Here is an 11794-nt window from a genome sequence, read left to right as displayed (position 1 = left end):
CCTTGCTCCTTGCCTACGGTTTGCGGGAGTGTAGCTATTTCTCCTTGCGCCAGTTGATCGACGCGCGGCTCTCGATGGTGCTGGATTCGACTTCGACATCGAAGCCCTTGCGCAGCAGGTACTTCAGCGTCACCGCCGAGCCGGAGCCGACCATCGATACGCCATAGCTGACGTACAGCCGCGGCGACAGGTACTTGCCGACGCCGAACACCGAACCGCCCAGCGTGCGCGATTCCAGCACGCCGGCGTCGTCCAGGCCGATCTTCGCGCCCAGTTGCGAGGCCAGCAGCCCGGCGCCGGCCGACAGCGCCGATGAGGCCGCGGTGATCTGCCGGCTTTCGTCGCTGCTGGCGGTGGTCAGCGGGCGCCCCAGCACCAGGTATGCAAGCGCCTCGGATTCGCCCATTGCCGGGTCCGACCAGACCTTGGCCCGGGGCGCGCTGGCGCGGCCGGTGACATCGATGCCGGCGGTGACGTTGGCGCCGACCACTTCGCGTTCGGCGCGGATGTTGATGCGCGGATCGGAAACCGCGTTGTTGCTCCAGGTCAGTTCGCCGCGGGAGATGCGCAGCTTCTGCCCATAGGCGGTGTAGCGGCCGTCCACGTCGATGCGGCCGGTGGCGAGCATCTCCTGGCCCGGGCGCGAGCGCACCCGCATCGTGCCGGCCAGCGAACCGTCCAGTCCGTAGCCTTTGAGCAGCACCGCATCGCCCAGGGTGATGGCCAGATCCAGATCCAGGCGCGAACTCGGGGCGCGCCCGGGATCGGCCGGGTCCAGCACCACCACGTCCTCGGAGGCGGACACGCCGCTGTCCAGCCGCTCCACGTCGATGCTGGCCGAAGGCACGCCGACCTGGCCGCGGACCTCGATGGTGTTGTCGGCGAATCCAATCTGCAGATCCGGCGAGGCGATTGCGCGCAGCTTGCTGGTATCGGACACCAGCACGTTGTCCCCGCGCACGCTGAACCGCAGTGGCGTGGTGTCGTTGTTCCAGCCCAGCGAGCCGGCCACATGCAGCACGCCGTCGCCGGATTTGACGCTGCCGTCGATGCTGGCGCTGCCATCGGCCAGCGCTATCAGGTCGACGCTGCCTTCGCTCAGGGTGATGCCCAGCGACGGCAGTTCGCCGGTGAATTCGGACAAGGTGGCTTCGCCGCTGAGCGCCGGCTGTCCGCGGGTGCCGCGCAGGCCGATATGGCCGGCGATTTTGCCGCGCGGGCGCACCAGATCCGGCGATAGCAGTTCCATCCAGAACAGCCGCGAGTTGTGCACGTAGATGTCGCCCTGCAGCGGCGAAAACTGGTCCCAGCCGGTGACGATGGTGGCATCGACATAGCCGTCGCCCTTGAAGCCGGTACCCAGCCGGGCCTGGATGCGCTGCGGATCGAAATCGGCATCGAAGCTGAAGTTGTCGTAGCGGATGATTTCGCCGCGGCTGTTGGTGCCCATCCTCAGACCGCCATCCAGCGATGCCAGCCGCACATGGCCCTGCCAGGCATTGCCGGCGGGGCGCAGCGTGGCATCCAGCTGGAAGTCGCCGCGCAGCGTCAGCGGACGGCCGGCGCTGGGGGGCAGCCACGGTTGCACCAGCGCCAGCGGCAACGCATCGCCGCGGATGGCCAGGCCCTCGCGCGGCCAGTTGGCGTTGGCGCACAGCGCGCCGCCGACGCTGGCAGCCAGGCAGGTTTCGGACAATGTCCACGCGGCGCCGTTCTGGGCAAAGCGCGCCGGTTGCTGCAGGCGCCAGTCGCTGCCCTTGGCGGGCGTAAGCCGCAGCATGTCCAGACTGCCCTGCCAGTTGGCGCCGCGCTTCTGCGCGGTGCCGGCCAACGCCAGCGCGCCCATGGCGTTGCGCGTTTGCGCCTGCAACTGCAGGTCTTCGACGGCGCCGCGCGCATCCACGCTCAGCTCGTCCAGCACCACGCCCACGCTGACAGCGTTGCCGCGCACGGCCAGTTCGCCGCTGCCGCCGCGCCAGGGCAGACGGCCGCGCAGGCTCAGCGCATCGGCGCTCCAGTCGTTCCAGCGCAGGCCGCTGCCGGACAGGTCCGCCTGTATGTCAGGAGCGTTGCGCGCGCCGGTCAGGTGCACGGTGCCGCTCAGCGTGCCGCTGGCATCGGGCAGCAGATCGTTCAGGCGCAGCGGCTGCAACGAGGCGTCGATGTCCAGGGTTGCGCCGAGCCGGCCTTCGGCGTTGACCCGGCTCCCGCCCAGCGCCAGCGCCAGCTTGCCGCTGGCCTCTTCGCCGGCCAGCCGGAAATTGCCGCTGCCTTCCAGCGGTCGGTCGCGCAGGCGGCCGCTCAGCCGCGGAATGTCCGCGCTTGCATCGAAGCCGCCGCCATCGCGCGCCTTGCCGGCCGACGACGCTTCGCCGGAAATGCTGCCCTGCCAGCCGGCGAAGAAATAACCCGGATCGAAACCGGCCAGCTTGGCGCCGATATCCCAGTGCAACCCAGGTGCCCAGCCGAGCTTGCCGCTGGCGTCCAGCGTGCCGGTCGGCATCTTCGCCTGCAGCGTGCGCAGGGTCAGCTCATCGGCATTGCCGATGCCGTCGAACGCCACGGCCGCACGTTCGCCGGCGCGGGTCAGCGTGGCCTTGCCGACCGCGGCCCAGTCCTGCAGGCGGCCGGCGAAACCGAAATCGGCATCGGCGCCGATGGCGGTTCCCGGCACGTCGCCCCAGCGCAGGCCGCGCGCGTTGATGGCGAACTTGAACGTGGGATCTTCCGGCACGGTGAAATCGGCGCGGCCGCGCAGCGTGGCCAGGCCATCGAGCAGCCGCACCGCCAGCGGTTCCACCGTCAGCACCTCGTCGGCGATCGCGATCTGCGAGGGCTCGATCACCGCCACCCATTCGCCCTGCTCGATGCGACCGCGCAAGCTGGCCTTGCCGCCGGCGCCCTGGGCGGTCAAATCGAAGGCCAGCGGCGTGTCGGCTTCGGTCAAGGCCAGTGCGGCCAGATCCAGTTGCTCGGTGCGGGCATCGAAGCGCCAGGTCGGCTTGTCCTGGCCGCGCAGGCTCAGCGATGCGCGCAGCGGCGCCGGCGCATCGCCGCCGAGGCCGATTTCCATCGCATCCACGTCGCCATTGGCGATCAGCCCCAGCCGCGCCGGACGGCGGCCTGGGCGCGCCGGAAACACCGCGGTGACGGTCAGATCGGTCTTGTAGCCGTTGCGCGGCGCATAGCCGCCGTGCGCGCCGAAACGGCCGCGGTCGCTGTTCAATGCCAACTGCTCGGCATGGAAATAGCCGTTGCCGATATCGATGCCGCCGCGGGCGCTGCCGATGTCGATGACCGGCTCGCCGGCCTGCACGATGCGAAAGCCGGCAATGGTCAGCGTGTCGGCCTGGATCGCCAGCGGCATTTCTATCTGCGGCAGCGATTCGGGCCAATGCGGCAGCTTGAAAGGTTCGTCCTCGCTCCTGGGCAGGCTCAACAAAGCGTTGTCGATCTCCAGTACGTCCAGCCGCAGCCGCTTGCCCAGCAGCGGGCGGATGTCCGGATCCAGATGCACGCGGTCGGCGCTGAAATGTATCTGGTCCCAGCGCAGATCCACGCCGTACAGCGTCAGCGGCCCGGCCAGCGGACCTTCCGCCCGTTGCCAGGTCAGCGACGCGTTGGCCGGCAGCCGCGCGATGATCTGGCCCAGCAGCACATCGCGGCCGGCCACCGTCTGCAGCAGCCAGTACACGGCAATGCACAGCAGCATGGTCAGCGCAGCCGCACCCATCGCGCCGCGCACGGCAAGCTTGCGTACGCGGGCGCGGCGGCGCGCGCGCAGCTCGGCGATACGCTCCTCGCGCTGTTCCGGGGTGATGGTTTCGCCGGGCCGGTTCACAGATCAACGCCGATGTTGAGGTAGAGCTGGAACTGCGAATCCGGGTCGTCCAGGCCGTGCGCGATGTCGATGCGCACCGGACCCACCGGCGAACGCCAGCGCAGGCCGAAGCCGATGCCGGTGCTCAGATCCGGGGTGCTGTCGTCGAATGCGCTGCCGGTATCGACGAACACCGCGCCGCCCCACGGGCCGCCGCCGGGGTAGTACTCGTACTCGGTGCTGGCGGTGAGCACGTTTTTCGCACCGAGCGCGTATTTGCCGATGCGCGGACCGACTTCGCGCCAGGCGTAGCCGCGGATGCTGCGGTCGCCGCCGGCGAAGAAGCGCAGCGACGGCGGCATGCCGACCAGCTCGCTGGTGAAGGTGTGGCCGTACTCGCCGCGCAGGATCAGCGCGCTGTTGCTGCCGAACTCGCGCGACCAACGGGCGCGTAGGTGCGCCTGCAGGAAATTGGCGTCCGAGCCGGCGCCTTCCACGCCGCCGCGCAGGACCAGCGAACCGGCAAAGCGATCCGGCCGGTTGGACCCAAGCGGCGCATTCAGATAGTCCAGCTTGAACGAGGGGTAGGTGAAGGTGGCATAGCGGTACAGCGCCTCGGGTTCGCCGTTGCCGTCCTCGGTTTCCAGGTAGCGCCAGCGTTCGCGCAGGGCATGGAGGGACGCCACCGCGGTCCAGTTTTCGCTGATCTGGCCGCTGCGGCTGCCAATCAGTTCCAGGTGGCGCAGATCGATGTAGTCGGTCTGCTCGTCGCTGGCCTGCAGGGCTACGGTGTACCAGCCGTCCAGCCACTTGAAGGCGGGTATCCGGTACTGGGTCAGCAGCGTCTTGCGCTTCTGCGCGTAGTCCAGCTGGGTGGACAGCTTGTGCCCGCGCGAATTGAGATAGCGCCGGTCCAGCCCCAGCCGGATACCCGCGCCGCTTTCGCTGCCGTAGCTGAGGCCGGCGGTGTAGATGCTGCGCTTGGCCAGCGCCAGGTTGACGTCGATCGGCACGCGTCCGTCGACCGCCTCGTCCGGATCGGCCTGGATGTCGATGCTGCTGAAATAGTCCAGCCCGGTCAGCGATTCGCGCAGCCGGTCCAGCTTGCCCTGGTGGTAGTAGCTGCCTTCCTCCCAGTACACCAGTTTGTCCAGCAGGCCGGGGTCGAACTGGTCCTGGTGGAAGGTGGTCGGGCCCATGTCGTAGCGGATGCCGCTGACCCAGCCCAGGTCGATGTCGGCGGCATGTTCGGCGCGGGTCACTTCGACCCGGCGATGGGTGAAGTCGGCATCGAAGTAACCGCGTTCGGCCAGCCGCCGCACGATGGTCAGCTTGGCCGCTTCATAGGTGGTGTGATCGAACACCTCGCCCGGTTGCGGACGGAACGCTTCCAGGTCTTCCTGCAGGTAGCGGTCCTCGCCGCCTTCGCCGTCGATGGTCAGATTGGCGTTGCGCACCCGCACCGGTTCGCCCTTGTCGACGCGGATGGTCACCGTGATGCGCTCGTTGTCGTCCGCTTCGTTGCGCGGCGCCGCGACCTCGATCTGCGGCGTGTAGTAGCCGAACGGCTCCAGCGCTTCCCGGGTCTGCGCCACGGCCTCGCTCAACAGGTATTCCAGCCGCGACTCGCCCAGGCGTTGGCCGATCACTTCGTTCAGCGACAACGCGAGATTGACGTTCTCGACCATCAGCTCGTCGTCCAGTCCTTCGACGTTGACTTTCCCGATAGTGGCGGCGGCGAACGCCGGACCGCTGACGGAGAACAGGGCGATCGCAGCGGTGGCGAGGCGGGGGAGTCGTCGCATGCGGGGAGGATAACGGGTGGGCGTTAAATACGGTGAACGGACGGTATCGGCGCGCTTGCCGGCTTCATGCGCCCTGGTCAGGAGTCAGGGAACAGCGGGATCCGTTCACCGTAGGCGGTGAAGGAGCGTGGCGGAAGTACGGAAGCTGTCCTTTTCCCGTCCGCGGGCAACGGCAAGCGTCGTGCGATGCGGTGCTGCGGTAGTCGGGCACGCCCGTGTCGCGTGCGGTGCGCCGTGCGGATCGCGTCTGCACTCGGCCCCCCACCCCAACCCTCCCCGCTAGCAGGGGAGGGGGTGGTCCGCGATGCGCGGAAGAGGTCGGACCGCGCTCAGGCCGACAGATGCTCGATGGCGGCGACGGTGCGGAAGCGGTCGGCCAGACGCTTGAGCAGGGCCAACCGGTTGCTGCGCACGTCGGCGTCTTCCACGTTGACCATCACGCCGTCGAAGAACGCGTCCACCTGTGGGCGCAGCAGCGCCAGCCGGCTGAGTACGCGGATGTAGTCGTGATGGTGCAGGGCCTCGTCGGTATCGCCGATGGCCGCTTCCACCGCTTCGGCCAGCGCGCTTTCGGCCGGGTGGTTGAGCAGGCTGCGGTCGACGCCGGGCGGAATCTCGTCTTCGGCCTTCTTCAGGATGTTGTTGATGCGCTTGTTGGCGGCGGCCAATGCTTCGGCTTCCGGCAGCGTGGCGAAGGTGCCGATGGCGTCGATGCGGGTATCGAAGTCGTACAGCGAGGCGGGCCTCAACTCGGCCACCGCGTTGAAGTGCTGGATCGGCACGTCCTTGTCGGCGTAGTAGCCGCGCAGGCGGTCGAGGATGAAGTCGTAAAGATCCGTCCGGAGAGTTTCGGTGTTTCGATCCGCATGCGGCTGTACGCTCTTTGGCAGGTTATTTGCCGCCTCGTCGATGAGCTGCTGGATATTCAGATTGAACCCACTCTCAATCACCGTCCTTGCCAACCCCAGCGCATTGCGCCGTAGCGCGAACGGATCCTTGTTGCCGGTCGGCTTCAGTCCGGCGGCGAAACCGCCGGCCAGCGTATCCAGCCGCTCGGCGATCGCCAGCACCTTGCCAAGAGGACTGAGCGCGATATCGTCGCCGGCGAAGCGCGGCTGGTAGGCCTCGTCGATGGCCAGCGCGATTTCCTTCGGCTCGCCCGCGGCGAGCGCGTAGTGGCGGCCGGCGATGCCCTGCAGTTCCGGGAATTCGTTGACCATCCGCGATTGCAGATCCGCCTTGCCCAGTTCGGCGGCGCGGCGCGCCTGCGCCGGGTCGGCGCCGACCTGCACGGCGATGGTTTCGGCCAGTGCGGCCACGCGCGCGACCTTGTCGGCTACCGTGCCCAGCTTGGCCTGGTAGGTGACGGTTTTCAGGCCCTCGTTCATCGAGGCCAGGCCCTGTTTCAGATCCTCGTCGAAGAAGAAGCGGGCGTCGGCAAAGCGCGGCCGGATCACGCGCTCGTAGCCCTTGCGCACTTCGGCCACGTCCTGCGACTGGATATTGGCGATGCCGATGAAACGCTCGGTCAGCCGGCCGTTGTCGTCCAGCACAGGGAAGAACTTCTGGTTCACTTCCATCGTTTCGATCAGCGCTTCCTGCGGCACCGCCAGGAACGCCTTGTCGAAACTGCACAGCACCGCCGCCGGCCATTCGGTCAGGCAGACCACCTGCTCCAGGTTGTCGTCGCTGATGCGCGCGCTGCCGCCGGCCTGGCGCGCGACGGCTTCGGCTTCGGCGACGATGCGCGCACGGCGCTCGTCGGCGTCGACCAGCACATGCGCGCCGCGCAACGCGTCGATGTAATCGCCCGGCTGGCCGACCCAGACCGGCTTGTCGTGTTCGAAACGGTGGCCGCGGCTCATGCGGTCGCTGCGCACGCCCAGTACGTCGGCTTCCACCACCTCGTTGCCCAGCAGCAGCACCAGCCAGTGCACCGGGCGGGCGAACGCGTAGTCGTGGCCGCCCCAGCGCATCGGCTTGGGAATCGGCATGCTGGCGATGGCCTCGCGGACGATCTCCGGCAGCAGGTAGGCGGTCTGCGCTCCGGGCTTGACCGCACGGTGGACGAAGCGCTCGCCCTTGTTGTCGGTCGTACGCTCCAGCGCGGTCCAGTCGATGCCGGCCTTGGCGGCAAAGCCCTGCAAGGCCTTGGTCGGCTGGCCATCGGCATCCAGCGCGATATTCAGGTACGGCCCCAGCACTTCCGAGCGCTGCTCGGGCTGTTCGACCGCCACGCCCGGCAGCAGCACCGCCAGCCGGCGCGGCGTGTACAGCGGTTTGGCGTCGCCGCGCTCGATGGCGATACCGCGCTTGCCCAGCGCCTCGATCACGCCGTCGAAGAACGCCTGCGCCAGCCCGGGCAGCGCCTTGACCGGGAGCTCTTCGGTGCCCAGTTCGATCAGCAGCGGTTTGGTGTCAGTCATGTCGCGATTGCCTTGCTTTTTCCTTCTCCCCCCGGGAGAAGGTGCCCGGAGGGCGGATGAGGGAATGATGTTGCCGTTGCGCCAAGCGTTTGCGGGTGCGGGGTCTGCATTCCCTCACCCGGCGCGCTGCGCGCGCCGACCTCTCCCGGAGGGAGAGGTATTCACGTCGTCTCTTTCTTCAAGCCCGGAAAACCCAGCTTTTCCCGCTGCGCGTAATACGCCTCGGCCACCGCCTGCGCCAGCTTGCGCACACGCAGGATGTAGCGCTGGCGCTCGGTCACCGAGATCGCGCGGCGCGCATCCAGCAGGTTGAAGCAGTGGCTGGCCTTGCAGACCTGCTCGTAGGCCGGCAGCGGCAGGCCGGCTTCGACCAGCTTCACCGACTCGGCCTCGCAGGCGTCGAAGCGGTGGAACAGCTCTTCGACGTCGGCGTGCTCGAAGTTGTAGGTGCTCTGCTCGACTTCGTTCTGGTGGTAGACATCGCCATAGGTCACCGGCGTGCCGTCCGGCCCGAACGTCCACACCAGGTCGTAGACGTTGTCGCAGTTCTGCAGGTACATGCAGAGCCGCTCCAGGCCGTAGGTGATCTCGCCAAGCACCGGCCGGCATTCCAGTCCGCCGGCCTGTTGGAAATAGGTGAACTGGGTGACTTCCATGCCGTTGAGCCAGACTTCCCAGCCCAGGCCCCAGGCGCCCAGGGTGGGCGATTCCCAGTTGTCCTCGACAAAGCGCAGGTCGTGCACGCGCGGGTCGATGCCCAGCGCCTTCAGCGAGTCCAGGTACAACTCCTGGATGTTGTCCGGATTCGGCTTCATCGCCACCTGGTACTGGTAGTAGCGCTGCAGGCGGTTGGGGTTTTCGCCGTAGCGGCCATCGGTGGGGCGGCGGCAGGGCTGCACGTAGGCGGCGTTCCACGGCTCCGGACCCAGCGCGCGCAGGAAGGTGGCCGGGTGGAAGGTGCCGGCGCCGACTTCGATGTCCAGCGGCTGGATCAGCACGCAGCCCTGATCGGCCCAGTACTGGTTGAGGGTCTGGATCAGACTTTGGAAAGTCAGGCCCTGGAAGGCGGGCGGGACGTGCCGGAAAGCGGACATGCAGCAAGGGCCGTGCGAAAGGGGTGCGCTAGTATACCGGCCGACTTGCGGGGACTTCCGCGCAACAGGCGCCTGAAATGGAACAGCGGCTTCCGGCCGAACCCTTGGTAGCGCTCGCTCCCGGGCCATCGCCATTGCCGCCCGGCCGGCTGATATTCGAGCATGTCGCCGCCGCGCTGCTGGCCGACGGCCTTATCGCGCCGGCCGATCGCGAACGCATCCGCCTGTCCACGCAGAACGCGCGCAACGCCAGCGAGGTGCATCCGCTGGTGCTGCTGGCCAACCTGAAGCTGGCGGCCAGCCATGCGCGCGGCGGCGAACTGGGGCTGGAACAGCTGACCGAGTGGCTGGCCAGGCGCAGTGGCCAGCGCTACCTGCGCATCGACCCGACCCGGGTCGACGTGGCCGCGGTGACCGCGGTGGTCTCGCACCCGTATGCGCGCCGGCACCGCATCCTGCCGCTGGCGGTGGATGCCGAACGCATCCTGGTGGCCACCAGCGAGCCGATGGCGCTGGACTGGCAGGAGGATCTGCAGCACCTGGCCCGTCGCCGCATCGAAATCGCGATGGTCAACCCGCTGGATCTGCATCGCTACACGATGGAGTTCTTCGGCGTGACCCGTTCGGTGCGCGGCGCCAGCGACGGCCGCGGCGAACCGGGCAGCGACCTGCCCAGTTTCGAGCAACTGGTCGAACTGGGCCGCGCCGGCGACGTCAACGCCGACGATCACCATATCGTCCATATCGTCGACTGGCTGCTGCAGTACGCCTATGAGCAGCGCGCCTCCGACATCCACCTGGAGCCGCGCCGCGATGTCGGCCGCATGCGTTTCCGCATCGACGGCGTGCTGCACAAGGTGTTCGAGGTGCCGCCGCCGGTGATGACGGCGATGGTCAGCCGCATCAAGGTGCTGGGGCGGATGGATCTGGGCGAGCGCCGGCGCCCGCAGGATGGACGCATCAAGACCCGTTCGCCGGGCGGGCGCGAAGTGGAAATGCGTCTGTCGACAATGCCCACCGCGTTCGGCGAGAAATGCGTGATGCGCATCTTCGACCCGGATGCGGCGTTCAAATCCATCGACCAGCTCGGCTTCAGCGCCGAGGAGGCGGCCGGCTGGAACGCGCTGGTCGGGCGTCCGCACGGCATCGTGCTGGTCACCGGCCCGACCGGGTCGGGCAAGACCACCACGCTGTATTCCACGCTCAAGCGGCTGGCCACGCCGGACGTGAACGTGTGCAGCGTGGAAGACCCGATCGAGATGATTGCGCCGGAATTCAACCAGATGCAGGTGCAGACCAATATCGACCTGGATTTCGCCAGCGGCGTGCGCACACTGCTGCGGCAGGACCCGGACATCATCATGATCGGCGAAATCCGCGACCTGGAAACCGCGCAGATGGCGGTGCAGGCCTCGCTGACCGGGCATCTGGTGCTGTCCACGCTGCACACCAACGACGCGCCGTCGGCGATCACCCGCCTGCTGGACCTGGGCGTGCCGCATTATCTGGTCGCTTCGACCCTGAACGGCGTGCTGGCGCAGCGGCTGGTGCGCACGCTGTGCCATCACTGCAAGCGCCCATGCGAGCTGAGCGACGCCGACTGGGCGGTGCTGCGTGATGCCGATGAGGCATTACCTGATGCCATCACGTCCTATGCGCCGGTCGGTTGCCTGGAATGCCGCCGCACCGGCTACCTGGGGCGGGTCGGTCTGTACGAATTGCTGCCGATTTCCGCGCGTTTGCGCAGTCTGATCCGCGCCGACATGGATCTGGCCGGCTTCAGCCGCGCCGCCCGCGGCGACGGCCTGCGCACTTTGCGCCGCACGGGCCTTGAAAAGGTGGCCGAAGGTCTGACTACAATCCAGGAAGTCCTGTCCGTTCTGCCCCCCACCGAGCAATGAAGTACGCGCCCTTCCTGATTGTCGAAACCGGCCAGCCGGTGCCGTCGATGCGCCGCTATGGCGGTTTTCCGCACTGGATCCGGGTCGCCGCCGGGCTGGAGGCCGACGAAACCGTGGTGGCCAATGTCGAACGCGGCGACCCGCTGCCGCGCCGCGAAGGGTTTGCCGGGGTCATCGTCAGCGGCTCGGCGGCGATGGTCACCGACCGCGCCGACTGGAGCGAACGCTCGGCCGACTGGCTGCGCGATGCCGCCCACGAAGGGGTGTCGCTGCTGGGCATCTGCTACGGCCATCAGCTGCTGGCGCATGCGCTGGGCGGCGAGGTCGCCGACAACCCGGCCGGGCGCGAATCGGGCACCGTGCACATCGATCTGCATCCGCATGCCGGCGAGGATCCGCTGTTCTCCGGCATGCCGCTGAAGTTCGCCGCCCATGCCACCCATGTGCAGACCGTGCTGCGCGCGCCCGAGGGCGCCACCGTGCTGGCCCGGTCCGAACAGGACAACTGCCACGCCTTCCGCTGGCGCGACCGCGCCTGGGGCGTTCAGTTTCACCCGGAATTCGCCACCCACCACATGCGCGGCTATGTGCTGGCGCGGCAGGAGCACCTGCGCCGGGAAGGCCGCTGCCCGGCCACCATCGCCCGCGACGTGACGGCGGCGCCGCAAGCCCGCAAACTATTGCGGCGTTTCGTCAGGCACGCACGCGGCCTGCATTCGCGCTGACCCGCGTCCCCACTTCGGAAACC

6 protein-coding genes are annotated in these 11794 nt (G+C 68.0%); 2 read left to right on the top strand and 4 right to left on the bottom strand.

The window, feature by feature from the left end; genetic code table 11:
* Positions 1-34: 34 nt before the first annotated feature.
* From CRO39_RS12340 to glyQ, 4 genes are all read right to left on the bottom strand, one after another.
* Complete coding sequence (locus CRO39_RS12340) at positions 35-3793, bottom strand: translocation/assembly module TamB domain-containing protein (protein WP_425479696.1); 3759 nt, start codon at positions 3791-3793, stop codon at positions 35-37.
* Between the two features lie 44 nt (positions 3794-3837).
* Positions 3838-5625 carry an autotransporter assembly complex protein TamA gene (locus CRO39_RS12335; protein ID WP_097122243.1) on the bottom strand — a complete coding sequence of 596 codons (1788 nt, stop codon included), beginning with the start codon at positions 5623-5625 and terminating at the stop codon, positions 3838-3840.
* Between the two features lie 329 nt (positions 5626-5954).
* Positions 5955-8051, bottom strand: a complete 2097-nt coding sequence (glyS, locus tag CRO39_RS12330; RefSeq protein WP_097122242.1) for a glycine--tRNA ligase subunit beta — start codon at positions 8049-8051, stop codon at positions 5955-5957.
* A 161-nt stretch (positions 8052-8212) separates the two neighbouring features.
* On the bottom strand, positions 8213-9145 hold the full coding sequence (gene glyQ, locus CRO39_RS12325; protein WP_097122241.1) for a glycine--tRNA ligase subunit alpha: 933 nt from the start codon (positions 9143-9145) through the stop codon (positions 8213-8215).
* 77 nt (positions 9146-9222) lie between these two features.
* Here glyQ and CRO39_RS12320 point away from each other — a divergent pair, with 77 nt between their 5' ends.
* Together CRO39_RS12320 and CRO39_RS12315 are read left to right on the top strand one after the other, a co-directional pair.
* Positions 9223-11046: a GspE/PulE family protein gene (locus CRO39_RS12320; protein ID WP_097122240.1), complete on the top strand. Its 1824-nt coding sequence runs from the start codon at positions 9223-9225 to the stop codon at positions 11044-11046.
* The gene (locus CRO39_RS12315; RefSeq protein WP_097122239.1) at positions 11043-11771 is read left to right on the top strand and encodes a glutamine amidotransferase; all 729 of its coding nucleotides are present in this window, start codon (positions 11043-11045) and stop codon (positions 11769-11771) included. Before CRO39_RS12320 ends, CRO39_RS12315 begins: the two co-directional genes overlap by 4 nt.
* Positions 11772-11794 lie beyond the last annotated feature (23 nt).

It is taken from the genome of Pseudoxanthomonas wuyuanensis (genome assembly GCF_900215535.1).
In the GTDB taxonomy this organism is placed as follows: Bacteria; Pseudomonadota; Gammaproteobacteria; order Xanthomonadales; family Xanthomonadaceae; genus Pseudoxanthomonas_A; species Pseudoxanthomonas_A wuyuanensis.
This window is presented reverse-complemented; position numbering and strand designations above follow the sequence as displayed.

Bases quoted from the DNA above. Each gene is read 5' to 3' on its own strand.
- CRO39_RS12335 (WP_097122243.1), bottom strand. From the start codon at position 5,625: ATGCGACGACTCCCCCGCCTCGCCACCGCTGCGATCGCCCTGTTCTCC.
- glyS (WP_097122242.1), bottom strand. From the start codon at position 8,051: ATGACTGACACCAAACCGCTGCTGATCGAACTGGGCACCGAAGAGCTC.
- glyQ (WP_097122241.1), bottom strand. From the start codon at position 9,145: ATGTCCGCTTTCCGGCACGTCCCGCCCGCCTTCCAGGGCCTGACTTTC.
- CRO39_RS12320 (WP_097122240.1), top strand. From the start codon at position 9,223: ATGGAACAGCGGCTTCCGGCCGAACCCTTGGTAGCGCTCGCTCCCGGG.
- CRO39_RS12315 (WP_097122239.1), top strand. From the start codon at position 11,043: ATGAAGTACGCGCCCTTCCTGATTGTCGAAACCGGCCAGCCGGTGCCG.